The following is a 25,269-nucleotide window of genomic DNA, read 5'->3' as shown; positions in this document are numbered from 1 at the left end:
CAGCAAAGTCCTTAATGTGATACGCTCCCTTCATCGTGAATTGTTAAAATAATATAACGATTCACGATGAAGGGAGTTTTATTATGGGGATTTTTCTTGTTTTAGATGATGGGAGTTTGTTGACAGAAAAATCATAGAGGACTATAATAAAAATATCGAACGGTTGTTCTTAAAGGTGAATTTTACTAGTTAACAGAAGCATATTATTGTGATACCCTTATAAAAGGATATGAAAACTATAGTTTTTAGTATGAGGCAGAGATTAAATTTTTTCCTATAAGGGTATAGGAATGATTAAATATATAGAAGTGAGAGGTTCTAGCTATGGAGAAGTTTGAAATTAACTCCCGGTATAAACCTACGGGAGACCAACCGAAGGCAATTGAAAACTTAAGCAATGGCATTATAAAAGGACTAAAACATCAGACTTTGTTAGGGGTTACTGGCTCAGGAAAAACCTTTACGATGGCAAATATCATCGAAAAGGTGCAGAAGCCTACTTTAGTAATCGCACATAATAAAACTTTAGCAGCGCAACTTTGTAGTGAATTCAAAGAATTTTTCCCTAACAATGCAGTAGAATATTTTGTGAGTTATTATGACTACTATCAACCAGAGGCTTATGTAGCCCATAGTGATACTTATATAGAAAAAGATGCCTCTATTAACGATGAAATAGATAAACTAAGGCACTCAGCTACTGCAGCCCTTTTTGAAAGAAGGGATGTTATTATTGTAGCCAGTGTTTCCTGTATTTATGGTTTAGGAGATCCAGAGGAGTATAAAAATTTGGTAGTTTCTTTAAGGACTGGCATGAACAAAGATAGAGATCAGGTCTTAAGACAATTGGTAGATATACAGTATGAGAGAAATGATATCAACTTTGTAAGGGGGACTTTTAGAGTACGAGGAGACATTGTAGAAATTTTCCCTGCGTCTTCTTCAGAAAATGCTGTAAGAATAGAATTTTTTGGAGAAGAGATTGAACGCATTACTGAGTTGAACGCCCTTACAGGGGAAATCATAGGAAGACGAAGTCACATTTCTATTTTTCCGGCTTCCCACTATGCCACCAGCATAGAGAAGGTAGAAGGAGCTATTGAAAAGATAGAAAAAGAGTTAGAGGAACAAATAAAATACTTTAAAGATAATGATAAATTGATAGAAGCGCAAAGAATTCAACAGAGAACCATGTATGATATAGAAATGTTACGAGAAGTAGGCTTTTGTCAAGGGATAGAAAATTATTCTAGACACTTAACTGGTAGAGAAGCCGGCAGTAGGCCCTATACGCTGCTGGATTTTTTTCCAGAGGATTATTTAATTATTACGGACGAGTCTCATGTTACGATTCCTCAAATTCGGGGTATGTATGGAGGAGACCGATCTAGAAAAGAGTCTTTGGTGAACTTTGGCTTTCGCTTACCGTCAGCCTATGATAATCGACCTTTAAATTTTCCAGAGTTTGAAGGGTTGGTGAACCAGATTTTATATGTAAGTGCTACGCCAGGTCCTTATGAACTAGAAAAAAGTCAACAGGTGGTAGAACAAATTATTCGACCTACAGGCCTCTTAGATCCAGCAGTAGAGGTGAGACCTGTAAAAGGACAAATTGATGATTTGGTGGGGGAAATAAATCAGCAGATAGAAAAGGGTAGAAGAACCTTAATTACTACCTTAACAAAAAAAATGGCAGAGGATTTAACCAACTACCTAAAAGAAATAGACATAAAAGTTAGGTATTTGCACTCAGATATAAAAACCATTGAAAGGATGGAAATTATAAGAGATTTAAGGTTGGGAGTTTTTGACGTGTTGGTAGGTATTAACCTATTAAGGGAAGGTTTAGATTTACCGGAGGTCAGTTTAGTAGCCATTTTAGATGCAGATAAGGAAGGTTTTTTAAGATCTGAAACCTCTATGATACAGACCATTGGTAGGGCTGCAAGAAATGTTGAAGGAAAAGTAATTATGTATGGTGATAAGATAACCAATTCTATGAAAAAGGCTATTGAAGAGACGGAAAGAAGAAGAAAAATCCAGTCAGAATATAATAAGACACATAGGATCACACCTAAATCTATAGAGAAAAAGATCTATGATGTGATTGAGGCTACGAAGGTGGCAGAAGGGGAGATAGAGTATACAGTAACAAAGCAAGATAAGAAAAAGTATACCAAGAGTGAATTAGAAAAAATGATAAAGGAATTACAAAGTGAGATGCTCCAAGCTGCGGAAGCCTTAGAATTTGAGAAGGCAGCGAAATTAAGAGATGAAATAGAGACTTTAAAGAAACAACAATGATAAAAAAGAGGTGTAAATGTGGCAAAAGATAAAATTATTATAAGAGGAGCTAAGGAACATAATTTAAAAAATATTGATGTAGAAATTCCTAGAGATAAATTTGTTGTAATGACAGGTTTATCAGGATCAGGAAAATCCTCTCTAGCCTTTGATACTATCTATGCTGAGGGACAGAGGCGATATATTGAAAGCTTATCAGCCTATGCAAGACAATTTCTAGGACAAATGGAAAAACCTGATGTAGAGTATATAGAAGGACTCTCACCTGCGATTTCTATTGATCAAAAAACCACCAGCAAAAACCCACGTTCTACGGTGGGGACAGTAACGGAAATTTACGATTATTTACGATTATTATTTGCTAGGATAGGAACACCCCATTGTCCTGTATGTGGTATTGAAATCAGTCAAATGACGGTGGAGCAGATTGTGGATAAGATTGTAGCCTTAGGAGAAGGAACAAAGCTTCAGATATTAGCACCGATTCTTCAAGGAAAAAAAGGTGAACATAAAAAGCTGCTGGATGAAATAAAGAAAGAAGGATTTGTACGGGTTAGAATTGATGGAGAAATAAGAGATATTGAAGAAGATATAAAGCTGGAAAAAAATAAGAAACATAATATTGATGTGGTAGTAGATCGTATCGTTGTAAGAGAAGATTCTCATCAAAGAATTGCGGATTCCATAGAAACTGTACTAAAGTTGACAGAAGGACTGGTAATTGTAGATGTGATAGGGGGGGAAGAACATCTGTTTTCTACAAAATTTGCTTGTCCTCATCACGGGATTGGCATAGAGGAATTAGCTCCAAGGATGTTCTCTTTCAACAGTCCTTTTGGCGCTTGTCCTGAATGTAATGGTATTGGCCATATGAAGGTGGTGGACCCTGAATTAGTGATTCCAAACAAAGGCTTAACCCTTCGTCAAGGTGCTATTGATCCTTGGAGTGGTTCCAATGGCAATGGAGAAAACACCTATTATTTTAAAATGCTGGAAAGTTTAGCGAAGCAGTACAATGTTAGTATAGATACGCCTATAAAAGATCTACCAAAGGATTTTATTGAAGATGTCCTCTATGGAAAAAGTGGCAAACAAATTACCTTCCAGTATGAATCTAAGTATGGGGGGATTCGAACCTATTCCTCTTACTTTGAAGGGGTAATACCAAATCTTGAAAGACGCTACAAGGAAACCAATTCTGATTATATGCGGGAAAAAATTGAGGAATATATGGCTGAAATGCCTTGTAATAACTGTAAGGGAGCAAGATTGAAGGATGTTGCTTTGGCAGTTACTGTCGGAGATAAAAATATCCATCAAGTAACGGAATTATCGGTAAAGGAAGCGAAGTACTATTTTGATCATCTGACTTTGGAGGAGAGGCAAGCCTTTATTGGGAAACAAATTTTAAAAGAAATTCAAGAGAGATTAAATTTTTTGCAGGATGTTGGATTAGAATACTTGACCTTATCCAGGAATGCTGGTACCTTATCGGGAGGAGAATCCCAAAGAATACGATTAGCAACACAAATAGGTTCTAGTTTAGTAGGGGTTTTATATATCTTAGACGAGCCTAGTATAGGTTTACACCAAAGGGATAATGATAAGCTTTTGAAAACCTTGAGGAACCTTACGGATATAGGAAACACGGTTCTTGTCGTAGAACATGATGAAGATACGATGCTAGAAGCTGACCATATTATTGATATAGGACCAGGAGCAGGGATTCATGGAGGTTATTTAGTAGCACAAGGAGATCTAGAAACGATTAAAAAATCTGAAGCCTCTATTACAGGACAGTATTTAAGCGGAAAAAAGAAAATAGAAATTCCTGATGAAAGAAGAAAACCTAATGGCAAGTGGATTATCATTAAGGGAGCTAGAGAAAACAACTTAAAAGATCTTCATGTGAAGATTCCTCTAGGGGTCTTTACCTGTGTTACCGGGGTGTCGGGTTCTGGAAAGAGCACACTGATAAATGAAATACTATATAAAAAAGTGGCGCAGGAACTCAATGGTGCCAAAAGCAGGCCAGGGGCTCATGAAGCAATCGAAGGGATAGAGCATATAGATAAAGTCATCGAAATTGATCAATCTCCTATCGGCAGGACGCCAAGATCTAACCCTGCTACCTATACAGGTGTTTTCGATCATATTCGTGAAGTTTTTTCCCAAACCCCCTATGCAAAAATGAGGGGATATCAAAAAGGCAGATTTAGTTTTAATATAAAAGGTGGGCGATGTGAAGCATGTAGTGGGGATGGTATTATTAAAATTGAAATGCACTTCCTGCCGGACGTTTATGTACCCTGTGAAGTCTGCAAAGGGAAGCGCTATAATAGAGAAACTCTAGAAGTAAAGTACAAAGAAAAAACCATTGCTGATATTTTACAGATGAATGTAGAGGAAGCCTTGGAATTTTTTGAAAGTATACCTAAAATTCATAATAAGTTACAGACTTTATATGATGTAGGATTAGGTTATATAAAATTGGGACAACCTTCTACCCAATTGTCAGGGGGAGAAGCCCAAAGGATTAAATTGGCTAGCGAGCTAAGTAAAAGAAGCACGGGGAAAACCCTATATATTTTAGATGAACCAACCACCGGACTGCATATAGCAGATATTCATCGTCTTATTGGTGTTCTACAAAGACTTGTAGCCTCTGGAAACACGGTATTGGTGATAGAGCATAACCTAGATGTTATAAAAACAGCAGATTATATTATCGACCTTGGTCCCGAAGGTGGAAGTGGTGGGGGAACAATTGTAGCGGAGGGTACACCGGAAAAAATTATTGAAGTAAAGAATTCTTATACCGGTATATTTTTGAAAAAAGTTTTGCATAAAGGTTAATCCCTTAAAGCATAAGAAAACTTAGTAGTATAAGAAAGCCCAGTCAACAGTGTATAAAACATACGTAACTGTACTGGGCTTTCATTTCTAGGAAGAAAATGAAATTTTTTGAATTTATTTTTAACCATCTATGATGATGCCTCTCACTGTGTCTTCCTTTGTCACAATAAGACTGATAACATCTCCTACCTTTAGGTCCTTTAAATCCACTTTCATAGAATGCGCGTTTCTTTTAAGAAAAATCATAGCATTCTCTTGAATCTGAAGAAAGTCAAATACTTCTCTACTAAGGTGATCCAAATGTTGTTCGATTTTGATTTGACGGTCTTGAAAATCAATGTCCTGTATCTCACCGTAGATGAAGTACTCTCCTACTAAGGGATTACAGGCAGGTAGTTTTTCTTCTAAAGTTTTGGGGCTGAAGGTAATTGTTTCATTGCTGGGATGCCATGTTGTATGGTAATCAAATGCTTCAGCAATAAATTTTGCAGGGAGGTAAAGGCGGTTTTCAACTACAATAGGATTTTTGTCTAATGGTAATATTTGGTGGTTGTGTACAATGGTAAAATTTCTTATATATCCTTTTACCCAAGGGATATTAGAGGCTGCTAGACTAAAAGATGTAGTGAGGAAGAACAAGCTTAATAGAATCATGATAATTCCTTTCTTTTTCACAAAAACACCTCCAAACAGTAATTTGTTAAAAGTATTGTCAAACTGTGGGAAATTATACTTCCCTATTGTGATTAAGTTATATAAAATGAGATTTAACTCATAATCAAAAACATTAAAGAATCAGATGTCTAAAAATATCTTTTGTTGCAATTTATTTAAGATAAGATATATACTAAAAATATACCTTTGTATTTATGTTTTAATAGCCAGTATTGATGTAGTGATAAAATGGAACTTTAGTAATACACCGAAGGATAAATATGATACTGAAATAGATTAAAGTTTAAAGGCATGCATCTATCTAGGAGGAACAAAATGTTTGACATAAAACAGCAGTTAAAAATATTACCGGAAAAGCCGGGCGTATATCTGATGAAAAATAAAGAAGATGAAATTATTTATGTAGGTAAGGCTATATCGCTAAAAAATAGAGTGCGACAGTATTTTCAGTCCTTAAAAAATCAACCACCAAAGGTGAAGGCGATGGTGGCCAATATCTACTCCTTTGAGTACATTATTACGGACACAGAATTAGAAGCATTAATTCTAGAGTGTAATTTGATAAAAGAAAATAGACCGAAATACAATATATTGCTTAGGGACGATAAAACTTATCCTTATATTAAAATAACCATGAAGGAAGCCTACCCTAGAGTGATGAAAACCAGGCGCTTTTTAAAGGATGGAGCGAAATACTTCGGGCCTTATACAAATGTAACAGCTTTAAATGAGACGCTAGAAGTGATTCACCAGCTATTTGCCATAAGGAAATGCAAAAAAAACATAGCCAAATCTATGGAAAAAGGGGAACGGCCCTGTTTGAATTTCCATATAAAAAACTGCTTAGGCCCATGTACTGGCAGGGTAGAACAAGAACAGTATGGGCAGCTGATTCAAGAAATCATTTTATTTCTAAGTGGTAAAGAGAATGAATTAATAAAAAAAACTCAAGCGAAAATGCAAGAGGCTGCTGCAAAAATGAATTATGAAGGGGCAGCAAAATATAGGGATCAGGTTTTAGCCTTGTCCAGCATCGTGGAAAAACAAAAAATGGTCTCCACCAACGAAGTTGACCAAGATATTATAGCGGTGGCCAAGGGTGATGAAGAAAGCTACGTACAGGTATTTTTTATTAGAAAAGGAAAAGTTGTACAAAGACAGCATTATACCTTGTCTACCAACGAAGAAGAAGGCATTGGAGAAATTTTATCTTCTTTTGTGAAACAGTTCTACAATAATATGACTTTTATTCCACAAGAGGTTTTGGTTGAAGAGGAATTAGAAGATCAACAGTTAATGGAGGATTGGCTTAGTACAAAACGAGGTAGTAAAGTAACGATGAAGTCACCTAAAAAAGGGGAAAAAAGGAAATTAGTGGAAATGGTAAAAAAGAATGCTCTTTTAATGATGGAACAAACAAAGGAAATAAAGGCCAGAAAGAAAGAAGAAAAAGAAAGGTTGTTAGGGGAATTACAGGAGATACTGGAATTAACAGTATTGCCTTATCGTATTGAAGCCTTTGATATATCTAATATTCAAGGGGTAGAGTCGGTGGGATCTATGGTGGTTTTTGAAGATGGAAAACCTCAAAATAAAGAATACAGAAGATTTAAAATAGCAACAGTTGAGGGTGCAAATGATTATGCTAGTATAGAAGAAATCATTTTAAGACGATTTAAAAGAGGCTTGAAGGAAACAAAAAATATTATTGAGGGTGTAACTACAATAGAAGAAGGCAAATTTTCTACATTTCCTGATTTGATTATGGTAGATGGTGGCTTAGGACAAGTTCATAGTGTTGAAAAGTCTTTAAATGCACTTGGACTTATCATCCCTGTTTGTGGCATGATTAAAGATCATCGCCATAGAACCAGAGGCCTCATCTATCAAGGGAGAGAATTATTGATTGACAAAACTTCAAGTTTATTTCGTTTTATTGCTAGAGTACAGGAGGAAGCCCATCGATTTGCTATCACCTATCATAAAAGTTTGAGAAAAGATACCAGTATGTATTCTATCCTACAGGAAATACCTGGAATAGGGGAAACCAGGAGAAAAAATCTTATGAAACATTTTAAAGATATCAATAAAATCAAGGAAGCAACTTTGGAAGAATTAACGGAGGTAGAAGGATTAAATAAAACTGTAGCAGAAAACATTTATACATTTTTTAGAAAAACAAACTAAAAACTTGTACTATAGGAGGTAGCCTATGAAATATATTACAGTAAGGAAACTTATTGAAGATTTGAAATTGGAGGAATTGAATCGTTTGATGGATGAAGATACCCAAGTAATTAGCAGTGATTTAAATAGACCTGGGATTCAACTAGCTGGTTACTTTGATTACTTTGCCCATGAAAGAATTCAAATTATAGGTAAGGTAGAGCACAGATTTTTAAATACATTAGATGCGGATACAAGGAAAGCAAGGTTTGATAAAATATTATCATACGATATTCCTTGTCTTATACTCAGCAGAGATTTGGAAGCGCCAAAGGAGCTAATGGAGGCAGCGGAAAAATATCAAAGGAAAATATTAAGAAGTAGTTTGAATACAACAAAATTGTTTAGCAAATTGGCCACTTACCTAGAAGATAATTTAGCTGATACAATCACCCTGCATGGGGTATTAATGGATATATATGGTGTAGGCGTATTGATCACCGGTAAAAGTGGTATAGGCAAGAGTGAAACTGCTATAGAACTTATAAAAAGAGGCCACCTTTTCGTAGCAGACGATGCTGTAGAGGTCAAAAGAATAGGACAAGATTATTTAGTGGCTTGCGCTCCTGAGATTACTAGGCATATGATGGAGGTACGAGGTATAGGGATTATGGATGTGAAAAGCTTATTTGGTGTTGGTGCTATTAAAATTAGAACGGATATTAATCTGGTGGTAAGTTTGGAAGAATGGGATACTGATAAGAGTTATGATCGATTAGGGTTAGATGAAAGTTTTAGAGAAATATTAGGAATAAAAGTAGAAGAAATGGTGATACCAGTAAAGCCTGCAAGAAACATTGCGGTGATCATAGAAGTAGCAGCAAGAAACCACCGGTTGAAAATTATGGGCTATAATGCAGCAAAAGCTTTTAGTGATAAGTTATTGGAACATCTCACTGTTGAAAAACAATAATTATTATTAATTAAAAATTTATATTAAATAATAATTATTACAAATTTCTGGTTTTTTAGAGGATTTAGAACGCATAAAAAACCTCCGAAGAGCATAAAAACTTTTCGGAGGTTTTTAAAACCGCTAAAACACTGGGTTATAAGGGCTCAGAAAAAAACAAAAAAAGATAGTTAAAAGCTTAACATTTTACTCAGTTCTGTGTTATAATAGAAAAAAGCTATTTTGGCAGCATTCACAATTAATAATTATTATTAATTACGAATTATTATTCGAAATCTTTTCCAGCATGCTTCAATAGCACATGAGCAGGACAAAACAGAAGGGAATTATAAAAGGAGGGACATTATGGCGAAGAAAATTTTAACTGAGGAGAATTTTCAAAAATTACAGAAAGTTATTGACGCAAACAAGGGGAAAAGTGGCGCTTTGATGCCGGTACTACAGGAAGGACAAAAAATCTTTGGATGCTTGCCCTTAGAAGTACAGAAAAAAATATCAGAGGAGATGGACATTCCTTTGAGTGAAGTTTACGGGGTGGTAACCTTCTATTCCCAGTTTTCTCTTGAGCCAAAGGGAGATTATGTGATCGGTGTTTGCTTAGGAACCGCCTGTTATGTTAAGGGAGCCCAGGCCATCATTGATAAAATCAGTGAAATTACCCATATAAAGCCAGGACAAAACTCTTCGGATGGAAAGTTTACCTTAGTAGCTACAAGATGTATAGGTGCATGTGGTCTAGCACCAGTACTTACAGTAAATGAAGATGTATATGGAAGATTGAAGGTAGAAGATGTACCTGGGATTATAGAAAAATATTAAAGATCAAAAATCAAAGAGGGAGGACGGAATATGAAAACGATTGCTGAGTTACAAAAAATTCGACAAGAGACCTTGGAGAAAGTAAATCTTAGACAGGATAGAAAAGGTACAAGAATTGTGGTGGGTATGGCTACCTGTGGGATAGCAGCTGGAGCTAGACCAGTGATGATGGCGCTGATTGAAGAAGTTAATAAAAGAAACCTTCAGGATGTAGTAGTAACACAAACAGGTTGTATAGGAGCCTGTAGACTGGAGCCCATTGTAGAAGTTTACAAAGAAGGAGAAGAAAAGGTAACTTATGTAGCCATGACAGAAGAGAGGGCAAGAAAAATCATTGCAGATCACATTGTCAACGGTAACGTTGTTTATGACTATACAATAGGAGCTTATGAAAAGTAAAGGCTGAAAAAAAGTCTAACAATAAAGGGGGTTAAACAATGGATTTATTTAGATCGCATGTACTGGTATGTGCAGGAACGGGGTGTACATCCTCCGATTCACTAAAAATCATAGAAAAATTAGAAAGTCAATTAAAAGAATATAATCTCGAAAAGGAAGTCAAGGTAGTTAAAACAGGGTGTTTTGGACTTTGTGAAGCCGGGCCAATTGTTATTGTCTACCCAGAGGGAGCTTTTTACAGTCATGTGAAACTAGAAGACGTTGAAAGAATTACAGAGGAGCATTTATTAAAAGGAAGAGTTGTTAAGGATTTATTATATAAGGAATCGGTAGAGGAAGATACCATCAAAGCCATTAACGAAGTAGGTTTTTACAAAAAACAACAAAGGGTTGCCTTGAGAAATTGTGGTTTGATTAATCCTGAAGTGATAGAAGAATATATTGCCTTTGATGGTTACCAAGCCCTAGCACAGGTATTAACAGAGATGACGCCGGAAGAAGTCATTGATGTGATAAAAAAATCTGGTCTAAGAGGTCGAGGTGGCGGTGGTTTCCCTACTGGATTAAAATGGGAATTCACAGCGAAGGCAGAGGGCGATCAAAAATATGTAGCCTGTAATGCTGACGAAGGTGACCCGGGAGCCTTTATGGATCGTTCCGTATTAGAGGGAGATCCCCATGTAATTATAGAGGCAATGGCTATTGCTGGCTATGCAGTAGGCGCCAATAAAGGTTATGTTTATGTTCGTGCAGAATACCCCATAGCAGTAAAACGACTTCAAATAGCGATAGATCAAGCAAAAGAAAAAGGCTTATTAGGAGAAAATATCTTTGGTACAGACTTTGGTTTTGATTTAGAAATTCGCCTGGGTGCAGGAGCCTTTGTCTGTGGGGAAGAAACAGCCCTGATTAACTCCATTGAAGGGAAAAGGGGTATGCCAAGACCAAGACCACCATTCCCAGCCCATAAAGGAATTTGGGATAAACCTACTCTGTTAAACAATGTGGAAACCTATGCCAATGTACCACAAATCATCTTAAAAGGCGCAGAGTGGTTTTCCAGCATAGGAACCGAAAAGTCTAAAGGAACAAAAGTATTTGCTCTAGGAGGTAAGATTAATAATACCGGTTTACTAGAAATCCCTATGGGAACCACATTAAAAGAAGTTATCTATGAAATTGGCGGCGGTATACCTAATGGTAAGGCTTTTAAAGCGGTACAAACAGGAGGGCCTTCTGGAGGTTGTATACCAGCAAAATATATTGACACACCTATTGACTATGATAACCTCATCTCCCTAGGCTCTATGATGGGTTCTGGCGGAATGATTGTTATGGATGAAGATAACTGTATGGTGGATATTGCTAGATTTTTCTTAGACTTTACTGTAGAAGAATCCTGTGGAAAATGTACCCCTTGTCGAGAAGGTACAAAAAGAATGTTGGAGTTATTAGAAAAAATCTCCGAAGGCAAAGGTGTGATGGAGGATATTACCAAACTTGAAACCTTAGCGAAGACCATTAAATCAGCATCGCTTTGCGGCTTAGGCCAAACAGCGCCAAACCCAGTATTATCAACACTAAAGTATTTCAGAGACGAATATGAGGCTCATGTAAATGAAAAACGCTGTCCAGCAGGAGTATGTCAGGCGTTATTACAGTATACGGTTGTAGCAGAGCTTTGTAAAAAATGCGGTATTTGTGCTACAAAATGTCCAGTAAGCTGTATAAGTGGTGAAAAGGGTAAAGAAGTTTATGCAATAGATACAGAAAAATGTATTAAATGCGGTGCTTGTTTATCGGCATGTCCGTTTAACGCGATTAATAGAAAATAATAAGGGGGTATTGAATTGAAAAAGGTAAACTTAACAATAAATGGAGAAAAAATTCAGGTTCCAGAAAACTATACAATTATAGAGGCTGCAAAAGAGATGGGCATCAATATACCTGCATTGTGCTATGATCCTGATCTAGATAAAGTGGGGGCCTGTAGGATTTGTGTAGTTAAGGTGGAGGGGGCAAGGAATTTAGTGGCCTCTTGTACCACACCAGTAGCAGAAGGGATGGTGGTGACTACAGAAGATGAAGATTTGGTAGAAACTAGGAGGGAAATTCTAAGATTATTATTAGATAATCATCCCAATGACTGTTTATCTTGTGAGAAGGCAGGGGAGTGCAAGCTTCAAGAATATGCTTATAAGTATGATGTAAAATTTATGGAACATGATGGTGCGCGAAGAAATGGTAAAATTGATACTTCTAATCCCTATATATACCGGGATGATAGCAAATGTATTTTGTGCGGAAAATGTGTAAGAACCTGTGGAGAAGTAGCGGAAAGAAGGGTCTTATCTTTTGGGGAGAGAGGATTTAATACCCATATTGTTGCAGATTATGATAATGCGCTAGCGGAATCCAGTTGTGTTTCTTGTGCTCGATGTGTAACTGTTTGTCCGGTGGGAGCGTTAATGGATAAAAGAGCTATAGGGAAAGTAAGGTCTTGGGAGGCTGAAAAACAGGAAGTTAAGTGTACGGTATGTGAATATGGTTGTGATTTTGAACTACTGAAAAAGAATAACAAAGTGATTTCTGTAAGAGCGAAAAAGCCTGGAGAAGGAAGACCTTTATGTTTAAAGGGAAGAATTGCGGTGGATCTGATGTATAATGAAGAAGCTGAAATACCTTTTGTCAAAAAGGATGATGGATTTGTTGAAAGCACTTGGGAAGAGGCACTAGGTTTAGATAAGATTATTAGTAAGTTACAAAAATAAATTAAATTGATTAAATTTTTCTTCTATAGCCCAATAATTTGCAAGGTTGGTTTTAAATAAAAATATTTATTGATTAATAATAAATATTTTGTAATAATTAATATATCTAACTTTTAAATGATGGAACAAGGTATAAATAGAGATTGAAAAAAAGTAAATAAATTTTAAAATATATAAAAAACCGCTAAAACACTGGGTTATAAGGGCTCAGAAAAAAACAAAAAAAGATAGTTAAAAGCTTAACATTTTACTCAGTTCTGTGTTATAATAGAAAAAAGCTATTTTGGCAGCATTTTACAATAAATAATTATTATTAATTACGAATTATTATTCACAATATTTTCTAGTATACGTTAATAAAGGATGAGCAGGACAAAACAGAAGGGAATTATAAAAGGAGGGACATTATGGCGAAGAAAATTTTAACTGAGGAGAATTTTCAAAAATTACAGAAAGTTATTGACGCAAACAAGGGGAAAAGTGGCGCTTTGATGCCGGTACTACAGGAAGGACAAAAAATCTTTGGATGCTTGCCCTTAGAAGTACAGAAAAAAATATCAGAGGAGATGGACATTCCTTTGAGTGAAGTTTACGGGGTGGTAACCTTCTATTCCCAGTTTTCTCTTGAGCCAAAGGGAGATTATGTGATCGGTGTTTGCTTAGGAACCGCCTGTTATGTTAAGGGAGCCCAGGCCATCATTGATAAAATCAGTGAAATTACCCATATAAAGCCAGGACAAAACTCTTCGGATGGAAAGTTTACCTTAGTAGCTACAAGATGTATAGGCGCCTGTGGTCTAGCACCAGTACTTACAGTAAATGAAGATGTATATGGAAGATTGAAGGTAGAAGATGTACCTGGGATTATAGAAAAATATTAAAGATCAAAAATCAAAGAGGGAGGGCGGAATATGAAAACGATTGCTGAGTTACAAAAAATTCGACAAGAGACCTTGGAGAAAGTAAACCTTAGACAGGATAGAAAAGGTACAAGAATTGTGGTGGGTATGGCTACCTGTGGGATAGCAGCTGGAGCTAGACCAGTGATGATGGCGTTGATTGAAGAAGTTAATAAAAGAAACCTTCAGGATGTAGTAGTAACACAAACAGGTTGTATAGGAGCCTGTAGACTGGAGCCCATTGTAGAAGTTTACAAAGAAGGAGAAGAAAAGGTAACTTATGTAGCCATGACAGAAGAGAGGGCAAGAAAAATCATTGCAGATCACATTGTCAACGGTAACGTTGTTTATGACTATACAATAGGTGCTTACGAAAAGTAAAGGCTGGAAAAAAATTTAACAATAGGTAAAGGGGGTCAAACAATGGATTTATTTAGATCGCATGTACTGGTATGTGCAGGGACAGGGTGTACATCCTCTGATTCGCTAAAAATTATGGAAAAACTAGAGAACCAATTGAAAGAATACAACCTTGAAAAAGAAGTGAAGGTGGTAAAGACAGGATGTTTTGGTCTTTGCGAAGCTGGACCGATTATTATTGTCTACCCAGAGGGAGCTTTTTACAGTCATGTTAAGATAGAAGACATTGAAAGAATTACAGAGGAGCATTTATTAAAAGGAAGAATTGTTAAGGACTTATTATATAAAGAATCAGTAGAAGAAGATACAATCAAGGCCATCAATGAAGTAGGCTTTTACAAAAAACAACAGAGGGTTGCCTTGAGAAACTGTGGTTTAATTAACCCTGAAGTGATAGAAGAATACATTGCTTTTGACGGTTATCAAGCACTAGCGCAGGTATTGACAGAAATGACACCGGAGGAAGTAATTGATACAATAAAAAAATCCGGTTTAAGAGGTCGAGGGGGCGGAGGTTTCCCTACTGGATTAAAATGGGAATTTACAGCGAAGGCAGAGGGCGATCAAAAATATGTAGCCTGTAATGCTGACGAAGGTGACCCAGGAGCCTTTATGGATCGTTCCGTATTAGAGGGGGATCCCCATGTAATTATAGAGGCAATGGCTATTGCTGGCTACGCAGTAGGCGCCAATAAAGGTTATGTTTATGTTCGTGCAGAATATCCCATAGCAGTAAAACGACTTCAAATAGCGATAGATCAAGCAAAAGAAAAAGGCTTATTAGGAGAAAATATCTTTGGTACAGACTTTGGTTTTGATTTAGAAATTCGCCTGGGTGCAGGAGCCTTTGTCTGTGGGGAAGAAACAGCCCTGATTAACTCCATTGAAGGAAAAAGGGGTATGCCAAGACCAAGACCACCATTCCCAGCTCATAAAGGAATTTGGGATAAACCTACTCTGTTAAACAATGTGGAAACCTATGCCAATGTACCACAAATCATCTTAAAAGGCGCAGAGTGGTTTTCCAGCATAGGAACCGAAAAGTCTAAAGGAACAAAAGTATTTGCCCTAGGAGGTAAGATTAATAATACCGGTTTACTAGAAATCCCTATGGGAACCACATTAAAAGAAGTTATCTATGAAATTGGCGGCGGTATACCTAATGGTAAGGCTTTTAAAGCGGTACAAACAGGAGGGCCTTCTGGAGGTTGTATACCAGCCCAATATATTGACACACCTATTGACTATGATAACCTCATCTCACTAGGTTCTATGATGGGTTCTGGCGGAATGATTGTTATGGATGAAGATAACTGTATGGTGGATATTGCTAGATTTTTCTTAGACTTTACTGTAGAAGAATCCTGTGGAAAATGTACCCCTTGTCGAGAAGGTACAAAAAGAATGTTGGAGTTATTAGAAAAAATCTCCGAAGGCAAAGGTGTGATGGAGGATATTACCAAACTTGAAACCTTAGCGAAGACCATTAAATCAGCATCGCTTTGCGGCTTAGGCCAAACAGCGCCAAACCCAGTATTATCAACACTAAAGTATTTCAGAGACGAATATGAGGCTCATGTAAATGAAAAACGCTGTCCAGCAGGAGTATGTCAGGCGTTATTACAGTATACGGTTGTAGCAGAGCTTTGTAAAAAATGCGGTATTTGTGCTACAAAATGTCCAGTAAGCTGTATAAGTGGTGAAAAGGGTAAAGAAGTTTATGCAATAGATACAGAAAAATGTATTAAATGCGGTGCTTGTTTATCGGCATGTCCATTTAACGCGATTGTTAAGGGTTAAGGGAGTTTGCTTGACACAAAAAAAGCTAAAGGAGGATAAAGGATGATCACCTTAAAAATAAATGGCTTTGAAGTGCAAGTTGAAGAAGGCACAACGATACTTCAAGCAGCCAAAAAAATCGGCATTGATATACCGACCTTTTGTCACGACGAAAGATTAAAGCCTCATGGCTCCTGTAGAATTTGTGTAGTAGAGGTAAAGGGAGCTAAAAATCTACCTACAGCCTGTTGTACACCGGTAGCCGAGGGGATGGAGGTAGAGACTGAAAGTGAAGCAGTGGTAGTAGCTAGAAAGGAAATACTAGATTTATTGTTAGCAAATCATCCGCTGGATTGTTTAACCTGCTCAAAATCAGGTAAGTGTACCCTACAGGATTTATGTTATAAATATGATTTGAAAGAGTCTTCTTTTAAGGGCGAAAGAAAAACCTTTGAAATAGATAACAGTAATCCTTTTTATTATAGCGATCAAGAGAAGTGCATTCTTTGTGGAAAATGTGTTTATGTTTGTGGGCAGCTACAAAATGCTGATGCTATAGGCTTTGCTGAAAGAGGATTTGCAACCCATATAGCAACGCCTTTTGGTCAGGGGTTAGAGCATTCTACTTGTGTATCCTGTGGTAACTGCGTATCTGTTTGTCCAGTGGGAGCATTGGTGCCCAAAAGCAAAGAAAAATTTAGATATTGGGAGACAAAATCTGTTAGAACCACTTGTTCTTATTGTGGCGTAGGATGCCAAATGGATTTGCTGGTTAAAGAGAATAAAGTAGTAGAGGTCTTACCGGCAGATGGACCCGCTAATAATGGATTACTTTGTGTAAAGGGAAAATTTGCTTATAACTTTGTAAATCATCCAGATCGTTTAAAGAAACCATTGGTGAAAAAGAATGGAAAATTAGAGGAAACCACTTGGGAAGAAGCTTATCAAGTGATAGCAGATAAAATCAATGAAGTAAAAGAACAGTATGGGCCAGATGCAATAGCAGGTTTTTCTTCCGCTAGAGCCCTTACGGAGGAAAATTACCTCATGATGAAATTAATGAGAGGGGTAATCGGTACAAACAATATTGATCACTGTGCACGCCTCTGACACAGCTCTACAGTTGCAGGTCTTGCAACTACATTAGGCAGTGGAGCTATGACAAATAGTATTGCTGAAATCAAGGAAGCGGATGTCATCTTTATTACTGGTTCAAATACAACAGAGAGTCATCCGGTGATTGGTGCACAGGTTAGGCAGGGTATTAGAAGTCATGGTGCAAAATTGATTGTAGCAGATCCGAGGGAAATTGATCTTGCTAAAGATGCGGATGTGTTTTTGAAAATCAAACCAGGTACAACGATTGCTTTATCCAATGCTATGATTAATGTTATCCTAGAGGAAAATTTGGAGAATAAAGCATATATTGAAGAAAATACAGAAGGTTTTGAAGCATTGAAGGAAGTTGTTGCAAAGTATACACCTGAAAAAGTAGCAAAAATATGTGGTGTAGATGCTGAAGATATTCGTAGAGCAGCAAGGCTTTATGCCGAAGCTAATAAAGGTACTATACTGTACTGCATGGGCGTTACACAGCATCACAATGGCACAGAAAATGTAATGAGTTTATCTAACCTAGCCCTAGTTACTGGAAATTTAGGTAGAGAAAGTACTGGGGTAAATCCACTAAGGGGACAAAATAATGTTCAGGGTGCTTGTGATATGGGGGCTTTACCAAATGTAATGACAGGATATCAGCCTGTGAATAACTCAGCAGTGATAGAAAAGTTTGAAAATGCTTGGGATGTGAAACTTTCTGATAAAGTGGGATTAACCATTCCAGAGGTAATGCATGGCGCAGAAGCTGGAGATGTGAAAATGATTTATATCTTTGGAGAAAATCCAATGATTTCTGATCCAAATACAAAGCATGTTGAAAAAGCGCTAAACAAAGCTTTTGTGGTAGTGCAGGATCTTTTCTTAACAGAGACTGCGGAATTAGCAGATGTAGTATTACCGGCTGCTTCCTTTGCCGAAAAAGATGGTACCTTTGTCAACACAGAAAGAAGGGTACAAAGGGTAAGAAAGGCAGTTGAACCTTCTGGAGAAGCAAAGCCTGATTGGGTGATTCTCATGGAGCTAATGAATAAGCTTGGTTATGATAAAAAATATAGTAATGTAGAAGAGGTTTTTGAAGAAATTAGAGCTGTTACCCCACAATATGCTGGTATTAGCTATGATAGAATCGAAGAAGTCGGAATACAATGGCCCTGCCCAACAGAAGATCATCCAGGCACAAAATTTTTACATGTGGGCAAACCTGCAAGAGGGACTGGTTTATTAAAGCCTGTTGAATTTGTAGAATCTAGTGAGCTAACCAGTGAAGAATATCCATTGGTATTAACTACAGGTCGTATTCTATATCAGTACCATACCAAGACAATGACAGACAAAACAGAAGGAATTCATAGCATTGCGCCAGAAGCCTATGTTGAAGTAAATCCAAAATTGGCTGAAGCAAAGGGTATAAAAGATGGAGAAACGATTAAAATTGCATCACGCCGTGGCGAAATTGCAGTAACTGCTAAGGTAACAGATATTGTAGATGAAAATGTTTTGTTTATTCCTTTCCATTGGGCAAAGAGTGCCAACGTGTTAACCAATGATGAAGATTTAGATAAGTATTGTAAAATACCTGGATTAAAGGTAACTGGTGTGAAGGTTTCTAAAAATTAGTATAAAGTTTTTACTCCCTAAAAAGCTAAAGGATCCTTATGTGACCCTTTAGCTTTTACCTTTTTCTAAGATTTTTTTATTAGCCTCCCCAAGGTTGATTCATATATTCTTGCATTTGACGATCATACTCTTGTTTGAATAGCTGCTCATGTCCTGCCTCCCATGCAGCAAGGGCTTCAAAAAGTTTTTTAGCTTTTGGATCAGTAGCTTCATTGGCAGCCTTTTTATAGAATTCGGCATAATCTCTTTCTATCAAGTAGGCGGTTCTTAAAACGGTTAAATCTGGTGTCATGGATTCTCCTACAGTTTGGTCCAGCATTTCTTTTTCAGCTCTTTCTTCAAATAAATCCTTTTCCCTGCTTAAATCAAAGTCCACATCTTTCACTTCATTATGAGCTTCAATATAGTCCAATTGTTCTTTTATGTAATGATAATGATCCATTTCTACCTCTGCTAGTTTTTCAAACATTTGCTTTGCACTGGCTAAACGCATTTTTTCAGCATTACTCTTAAAAAACTCGTAACCCTGTTTCTCCATTTCCATAGCGTACTTTAATATACCTACTGTGCTCTTCATAATCATCCTCCTAAAAAGTTTAATAAAAATTTAACATGCATTTATAATATCATGTCTTACATCAGTTTCCAACAATGCTGTCATGATATTTGGGTACTATAAATCATACCCAACAACTTATTTATTAAAACAAGAGGAAGAAAAGAAAAAGCTTTTATGTTATACTAAAATAGAGAAAAACAATCACATGTTGGGGGGAGTGGCATGATCTATACAAGACGAGTAACGATAGATAAGATAAAGGAAGAGAATCGAGAAACTTTAGAAGATTTGGTAATTGTTGAATATCCCTTTACTATATTTCTAAATGATGAGGAGTTTATCACATTATTATGTTCTCCTAGAAATTTGGATTATTTAGCTGTTGGTTTTTTAGTATCGGAAGGTATTATTAAGACAAAAGAAGAAATTGAAAGCATTTATATTGATGAAGAGAAGGGGCATGGCTATATAGCGTTAAAGGGAAAGAGACTTTTAGCAGATAAATTATATGGTAAGAGAACTGTAACCACAGGATGTGGCAAGGGTACAGTTTTCTATAATGTATTGGACTCTATAGGAGCACAACCAATAAATCATCTCTTGGAGGTAACAACAGAAGAAATTCTTTCCTTGTCCCGTCAGTTTAACGAAGCCTCTGACTTATTTAAAGAAACCGGTGGGGTACATGCTTGTGGTCTTTGCAGTAGAGATGAGATTCTTTTGTTTCATGAAGATGTAGGCAGGCATAATGCTTTGGACAAAATCATTGGAGAAGCATTTTTAAAAAACATGGACTTAGAAGATAAAATCTTAATAACAACTGGGAGAATTTCTTCTGAGATGATTATTAAAACCAGTAAGAGAAAGATTCCTGTGATTATATCTAGATCAGCACCTACAGATCTTTCTATAAACATTGCCAAATCTTTGAATATTGTTTTAATAGGATTTGCAAGAGGAAGAAGACTGAATATTTACAATGGTGAAAAAAGTATTCCAATTACTTGATAGAAGTGCTATAATATAGTTATGAAGTAGCATAAATAAATATTTCCGAGCTGTTATCGCTAAGGACCTTTGTCTAGGGGAAGCAGCCTATGGGTATGAAGAGAAATCTTTATGCCTCCCGTAAATTGGAAAGGAACTGTTACTAAAATCTAAGGTTAGTTCTTTCTGGACTAGCTTTTTTTATAGGGGTGATAGGATGAAGGATCAGTACAACAGAAAAATTAATTATATGAGAATATCTATTACAGATTTATGTAATTTAAGATGTCTTTACTGTATGCCTGAAAAAGGAGTTGCTAAAAAGAGACATGTAGACATGCTTTCCTTTGAAGAAATCACCGAAATTGCTAAGGTAGCAGCTACATTAGGGGTAGATAAAATAAGGGTTACTGGAGGAGAACCTTTAGTAAAAAAAGGTATTGTTGATTTTATAGGAGGACTATCTAAAATTGATGGTATAAAGGATATTGCTATAACCACCAATGGTATTTTGTTGAAGGAATATGGGAAAGACTTAAAAAAAGCAGGATTAAAAAGAGTCAACATTAGTATAGATTCTCTAAAACCTGAAAAATATGCTGAGATCACTCGAGGTGGTAACGTTAACAAAGTGTTAGATGGTATACAGGAAGTGATTGCATTAGGTATGGCTCCTGTAAAATTAAATGTTGTTGTTATTGGTGGACATAATGAAGATGAAGTAGAGGATTTTGTTAAACTTACACAAAATGATGATATAGAAGTAAGATTTATTGAATTAATGCCTATAGGGGAGGCTGGAAACTGGGCAAAACACCGTTTTGTTTCTAATGAAAAAATAAAGAAAAACATAGGAAACTTAATCCCTCTGGCCCACCATACCTCCAGCCCTGCGAAATATTATAAGTTGCCGGGTGCTAAAGGTAAGGTAGGTTTTATCAACCCTATTAGCAGTCACTTTTGCGGAGAATGCAATAGAATTAGAATGACCAGTGATGGAAAGTTAAAGCCTTGTCTTCACAGTGATGCAGAAATTGATATCATGAATATTGTAAGAAATGATCCTGATAGACTGAAGGAGGTTTTAGCAGAAGCAATGTTCTCTAAGCCACAGCAGCATTATTTGCTGGCGGAAGACTATCAATTAGGGAAAAGAAACATGTCAGAAATAGGAGGTTAATTAAGTTTGGCAAAAGTAAAGGCTATTTTTTATAAGAATGGGGAAGGGGTTTGGAAACAGTATGAAAAAATACAGTTAGAAATTCCCCGGGAAGAAAGAGCAAAAGAAAACATTAGTTTTATTACTACTATAGGCTACGATAAACTACAAAGTGATAAAATAAGAGGCTTCTGTCATCAGCGGTTTAAAGGAAACTTTATCATAGAAGGATTAAATATGCCGGAACTTCTTTTGGATAAGAAAATATCCATAGGTAGTGCTATGATTGAAATAACAGCTATAGGAAAAAAATGTCATACAGGATGTCCTGCCTTAGATGAAGGGGATTTATGCACTTTAAGTAGACATATATTCTTTGGCAAGGTACTAAAGGCAGGAATCATCCACCATCACGATACGATAAAATTCTAGAGTGCAAAATGCATTCTTTTTTTTGCCCATTTGTCCATATGAATATTGAAGAATAGGTTGGAATAGACATAAATAGGGGGGAATGGTATGAAAAAAATAAGAAAAAAGTGGCTGATTACCTGCATTTATATAGTATTGATTCTATTTATTGCTGGAGGTCCCTTGTATTTAATGAAATTTCATCCTAAAGCAGTGGACTATAATGCAACAAAGAAACAGACGGAATGGAGAGGTGTCATAAGTTTTTGGGATTTTCCACGGCTAGATAAAAAGACTGGCACGAATTTTAGATGGATCTATGAAAAAATCCGTGCCTTTGAAAAAGAAAACCCTGGTGTTTATATAGATTTTAAACCTCTGGATTGGGAAAAAGGAGGAATTAAGTTAGATACTGCAATAAAGATGGGAAACCCTCCAGATATATTGCCTATTGGCAGTGACTATAGTATTTTAAGTAAAGAGGTGCTGCAGCCATTAGACCCTTACTTGACGAATGAGGAAATCAATAGTTTTAAAGAGGATGCCATAAAGGCAGTAAGCTATAATGGGCATATATGGGGATTACCTTGGATGCTAAGTACTTATACATTGGTTTTAAACTTGGATTTGTTTCATGAGAAGGGGGTAGAGCCACCGGTTGATGGTAACTGGACTTATGAAGAGTTTATAGAAAAACTACAGCAGTTAACCTATGATAGTAAAGGAAATGGAAAAATAGATCATTTCGGGTTTAATAGTTTTGTACAATCAGGTTATTATAATATATGGGGGATTTTATTAAGTGATGGAGGAGAAGTTATAAATAATGATTTTCAGTATGCTTTTTATGATGAAGCAGCAGTAATGGGTGTGGAAAAGCTGATCCACCTAAAACAAAAATATAATGTAACTCCCGCTGATTTTGGAGAAAATACTTCAAATGCCGCCTGGACTTCTTTTTACAAAGATAAAAATGTTGCTGTGTACCCTGTGGGAACATGGGCCTTGAATGTCTTGGAAAATTTGAAAAATGAAGGAACAGGCTTTGATTATCAGGTAGCTAATTATCCAACAGGAAAACTAGGAAAACCCATCACAATGGCCAGTGGTGTGGGGGCCTATGGCATCTATAAACAGGAAGAATCAAAAAAACTTGAAATGTGTGTGAAGTTCTTAAAATATTTATCTGCTGAAGAACACCAAAAGGAATTGGGACGTCTTGGTGTATTTCCTGTGAAGAAGAAAGTGGATAATATTTATGTAGATGATGCTATGATGACAAAGATCTATGAAAATGTTGAAAATATAAAAATAATCCCACCACATCCTTACTGGAAGGAAATAGATAAGATACTACAAAATGAAATACGTATGGGGATATTGGAAAATAAGTCTCCGCAGCAAGTGATAAATGATGCACAAGAAAAAGTAAACACTTTGCTAAATGCCACTAAAAAGTGATAGTGTTATGCGAATTGACCATAAATGAAAAAAAAGATATACTTTAATAAACTTTATGAGCTTAGGAGTGAATAATTTGGATAAAAATAAATTATACCAGCAATTTTTAACTTTTATGACAAAGGAAAATGTTTTACTAGATGAACCTATGAAAAAACATACCTCCTTTAAAATTGGAGGGCCTGCAGACATATTGCTGACACCTCAGAGTATTGATGAAATCCAGAGAGCTATAGAAGTTTGTAAAGCTGAAGGTGTAGCTTATTTTGTGATGGGCAACGGATCAAATCTTTTGATAAGGGATAAGGGTATACGGAAAGTGGTAATAAAAATAGCTGAAAAATTTAACCATGTGGTGATTGCAGAAGAGAAGGTAACAGCTCAAGCGGGTATATTATTATCCACCTTATCAAAACGAGTGCTTCAAAAAAACTTAAAGGGTTTTGAATTTGCCAGTGGGATTCCTGGTACTTTAGGGGGAGCAGTTACTATGAATGCCGGTGCCTATGGTGGTGAAATGAAAGATGTTATAAAGCATTGTAAAGTTTTAAATGAAGAGGGAGAAATATTAGATTTACCTTGCGAAGTCCTACAGCTAGGCTATAGAACCAGTATCATACAGAAAAAGAATTACATTGTTTTGGAAGTCACAGTACAGTTGGAAAAAGGACAGTATGACGAGATTAAAGCTGTTATAGATGACTTAACGGAAAAGCGAACAACAAAACAGCCATTACATTTTCCAAGTGCTGGCAGTACTTTTAAAAGGCCTCAAGGGTATTTTGCAGGAAAGTTGATACAGGATGCTGGACTAAAGGGAGCACGGGTAGGTGATGCACAAGTATCGGAACTACACTCAGGTTTTATAGTAAATGTAGGTGATGCTACAGCAGAGGATGTACTAAATTTAATTGCTCTTGTACAAAAAAACGTCCTTGAAAAGTTTGATGTTGTGTTGGAGCCGGAGGTTCGTATTGTAGGTGAAGAATAACTTATAAATACAAAAGAGGAGTTCGATTAAAATGAAATTTGTTATTATAACTGGTATGTCGGGAGCAGGAAAGAGTCAAGCGGTGAAATGTATGGAGGACTTAGGGTTTTATTGTGTTGACAATTTGCCCCCTGCTTTAATTTCTAAGTTTGTGGAACTATGCTTACAGTCCCATGGAGATATACAAAAAGTAGCTTTAGTGATTGACATTCGTGGAGGAATGTTTTTCGATGATTTATTTGCAAGTCTTGATGAGTTGAAAGAATTACAGTATCACTACGAGATTCTGTTTTTAGACGCTAATGATGCTATTTTAATTAAAAGATTTAAGGAAACCCGTCGTAACCATCCTCTTGCCTTTAATGAAAGTATTGTAGAAGGCATCAACAAAGAAAGAGAAATACTTAAGAAACTAAAAATGATGGCTACCAATATTATTGATACAACAAGAATGACCCCCGGACAGCTAAAGGAAGAATTAAGAAATATTTATCTTGAAGGAAATAAAACAGATAACCTGATTATTTATATAACATCCTTTGGCTTTAAACATGGTATTCCTTTAGATTCTGACCTGGTTTTTGATGTGCGTTTTCTGCCGAATCCCTACTATGTAGAGGAATTGCGGGATTTTACGGGGAAAGATCTAAAAGTTAGGGAATATGTAATGAATTCTTCTGTAAGTGTAGCGTTTTCCAATAAACTTTTTGAGTTAACAGATTTTCTTATACCTCACTATATAAAAGAAGGAAAAAATCAGTTGGTGATTTCTATTGGGTGTACTGGTGGAAAGCATAGGTCTGTGACAATAGCCTATGTATTGTATCATAAATTAAAGGAAAAAGGGTATCGGGCGATTTTGACCCATAGAGATGATACATTGGGGGAAAGGAAATAAGATTAA

At 36.3% G+C, this 25,269-nt stretch carries 20 protein-coding genes and 1 riboswitch; of the genes, 18 read left to right on the top strand and 2 right to left on the bottom strand.

Going from position 1 to position 25,269, the window contains the following annotated elements:
- Window positions 1-324: 324 nt before the first annotated feature.
- Both uvrB and uvrA read left to right on the top strand, forming a co-directional pair.
- A complete protein-coding gene (gene uvrB, locus BJL90_RS01815; RefSeq protein ID WP_070963768.1) occupies window positions 325-2,304 on the top strand; it encodes an excinuclease ABC subunit UvrB in 1,980 nt (659 codons plus the stop codon).
- 18 nt (window positions 2,305-2,322) lie between these two features.
- The gene (uvrA, locus tag BJL90_RS01810) at window positions 2,323-5,160 is read left to right on the top strand and encodes an excinuclease ABC subunit UvrA (protein ID WP_070963766.1); all 2,838 of its coding nucleotides are present in this window, start codon (window positions 2,323-2,325) and stop codon (window positions 5,158-5,160) included.
- A 120-nt stretch (window positions 5,161-5,280) separates the two neighbouring features.
- On the opposite strand, the gene BJL90_RS01805 is transcribed toward uvrA, so the two are convergent.
- Entirely contained in the window at window positions 5,281-5,835 is a 555-nt protein-coding gene (locus BJL90_RS01805) for a stalk domain-containing protein (protein WP_070963764.1), read from the bottom strand.
- Window positions 5,836-6,150: 315 nt separating this feature from the next.
- Between BJL90_RS01805 and uvrC the strand changes: the two genes are divergently transcribed.
- The 10 genes from uvrC (at window position 6,151) to fdhF (ending at window position 18,797) form a co-directional block, all read left to right on the top strand.
- Window positions 6,151-8,022, top strand: coding sequence for an excinuclease ABC subunit UvrC (gene uvrC, locus BJL90_RS01800; protein WP_070963762.1), 1,872 nt, complete (start codon window positions 6,151-6,153; stop codon window positions 8,020-8,022).
- 25 nt (window positions 8,023-8,047) lie between these two features.
- Window positions 8,048-8,974 carry an HPr(Ser) kinase/phosphatase gene (gene hprK, locus BJL90_RS01795; protein WP_070963760.1) on the top strand — a complete coding sequence of 309 codons (927 nt, stop codon included), beginning with the start codon at window positions 8,048-8,050 and terminating at the stop codon, window positions 8,972-8,974.
- Window positions 8,975-9,319: 345 nt separating this feature from the next.
- Window positions 9,320-9,793 carry an NADH-quinone oxidoreductase subunit NuoE family protein gene (locus BJL90_RS01790; protein ID WP_070963755.1) on the top strand — a complete coding sequence of 158 codons (474 nt, stop codon included), beginning with the start codon at window positions 9,320-9,322 and terminating at the stop codon, window positions 9,791-9,793.
- Window positions 9,794-9,823: 30 nt separating this feature from the next.
- Window positions 9,824-10,192, top strand: a complete 369-nt coding sequence (locus BJL90_RS01785) for a (2Fe-2S) ferredoxin domain-containing protein (RefSeq protein WP_070963754.1) — start codon at window positions 9,824-9,826, stop codon at window positions 10,190-10,192.
- Between the two features lie 38 nt (window positions 10,193-10,230).
- Window positions 10,231-12,027: an NADH-quinone oxidoreductase subunit NuoF gene (gene nuoF, locus BJL90_RS01780; RefSeq protein ID WP_070963759.1), complete on the top strand. Its 1,797-nt coding sequence runs from the start codon at window positions 10,231-10,233 to the stop codon at window positions 12,025-12,027.
- A 15-nt stretch (window positions 12,028-12,042) separates the two neighbouring features.
- A complete protein-coding gene (locus BJL90_RS01775) occupies window positions 12,043-12,963 on the top strand; it encodes an NADH-quinone oxidoreductase subunit G (protein ID WP_070963757.1) in 921 nt (306 codons plus the stop codon).
- A gap of 407 nt (window positions 12,964-13,370) precedes the next feature.
- Window positions 13,371-13,844 carry an NADH-quinone oxidoreductase subunit NuoE family protein gene (locus tag BJL90_RS01770; RefSeq protein ID WP_070963755.1) on the top strand — a complete coding sequence of 158 codons (474 nt, stop codon included), beginning with the start codon at window positions 13,371-13,373 and terminating at the stop codon, window positions 13,842-13,844.
- 30 nt (window positions 13,845-13,874) lie between these two features.
- Window positions 13,875-14,243: a (2Fe-2S) ferredoxin domain-containing protein gene (locus BJL90_RS01765; protein WP_070963754.1), complete on the top strand. Its 369-nt coding sequence runs from the start codon at window positions 13,875-13,877 to the stop codon at window positions 14,241-14,243.
- A gap of 42 nt (window positions 14,244-14,285) precedes the next feature.
- Window positions 14,286-16,082, top strand: a complete 1,797-nt coding sequence (nuoF, locus tag BJL90_RS01760; RefSeq protein WP_070963752.1) for an NADH-quinone oxidoreductase subunit NuoF — start codon at window positions 14,286-14,288, stop codon at window positions 16,080-16,082.
- A 42-nt stretch (window positions 16,083-16,124) separates the two neighbouring features.
- Window positions 16,125-18,797 carry a formate dehydrogenase subunit alpha gene (gene fdhF, locus BJL90_RS21330; RefSeq protein WP_081562178.1) on the top strand — a complete coding sequence of 891 codons (2,673 nt, stop codon included), beginning with the start codon at window positions 16,125-16,127 and terminating at the stop codon, window positions 18,795-18,797.
- A 79-nt stretch (window positions 18,798-18,876) separates the two neighbouring features.
- On the opposite strand, the gene BJL90_RS01745 is transcribed toward fdhF, so the two are convergent.
- On the bottom strand, window positions 18,877-19,374 hold the full coding sequence (locus BJL90_RS01745; protein WP_070963746.1) for a ferritin-like domain-containing protein: 498 nt from the start codon (window positions 19,372-19,374) through the stop codon (window positions 18,877-18,879).
- Window positions 19,375-19,578: 204 nt separating this feature from the next.
- Between BJL90_RS01745 and fdhD the strand changes: the two genes are divergently transcribed.
- From fdhD to rapZ, 6 genes are all read left to right on the top strand, one after another.
- A complete protein-coding gene (gene fdhD / locus BJL90_RS01740; RefSeq protein ID WP_070963744.1) occupies window positions 19,579-20,364 on the top strand; it encodes a formate dehydrogenase accessory sulfurtransferase FdhD in 786 nt (261 codons plus the stop codon).
- 31 nt (window positions 20,365-20,395) lie between these two features.
- Window positions 20,396-20,516: riboswitch (molybdenum cofactor riboswitch) on the top strand.
- 44 nt (window positions 20,517-20,560) lie between these two features.
- Window positions 20,561-21,523 carry a GTP 3',8-cyclase MoaA gene (moaA, locus tag BJL90_RS01735; protein ID WP_070963743.1) on the top strand — a complete coding sequence of 321 codons (963 nt, stop codon included), beginning with the start codon at window positions 20,561-20,563 and terminating at the stop codon, window positions 21,521-21,523.
- A gap of 6 nt (window positions 21,524-21,529) precedes the next feature.
- Entirely contained in the window at window positions 21,530-21,934 is a 405-nt protein-coding gene (locus BJL90_RS01730) for a hypothetical protein (RefSeq protein ID WP_070963741.1), read from the top strand.
- An 87-nt stretch (window positions 21,935-22,021) separates the two neighbouring features.
- Window positions 22,022-23,374: an ABC transporter substrate-binding protein gene (locus BJL90_RS01725; protein ID WP_070963739.1), complete on the top strand. Its 1,353-nt coding sequence runs from the start codon at window positions 22,022-22,024 to the stop codon at window positions 23,372-23,374.
- A 76-nt stretch (window positions 23,375-23,450) separates the two neighbouring features.
- Complete coding sequence (gene murB, locus BJL90_RS01720; RefSeq protein WP_070963737.1) at window positions 23,451-24,365, top strand: UDP-N-acetylmuramate dehydrogenase; 915 nt, start codon at window positions 23,451-23,453, stop codon at window positions 24,363-24,365.
- A 31-nt stretch (window positions 24,366-24,396) separates the two neighbouring features.
- Window positions 24,397-25,263 (top strand): RNase adapter RapZ, encoded by an 867-nt coding sequence (gene rapZ, locus BJL90_RS01715; RefSeq protein WP_070963735.1) that lies wholly within the window; start codon window positions 24,397-24,399, stop codon window positions 25,261-25,263.
- Window positions 25,264-25,269: the final 6 nt, after the last annotated feature.

Origin of the sequence: Clostridium formicaceticum, from assembly GCF_001854185.1 — a bacterium.
GTDB classification, from domain to species: domain Bacteria; phylum Bacillota; class Clostridia; order Peptostreptococcales; family Natronincolaceae; genus Andreesenella; species Andreesenella formicacetica.
The sequence above is the reverse complement of the archived record's forward strand: the minus strand, read 5'-3'. Positions and strand labels throughout refer to the sequence as shown.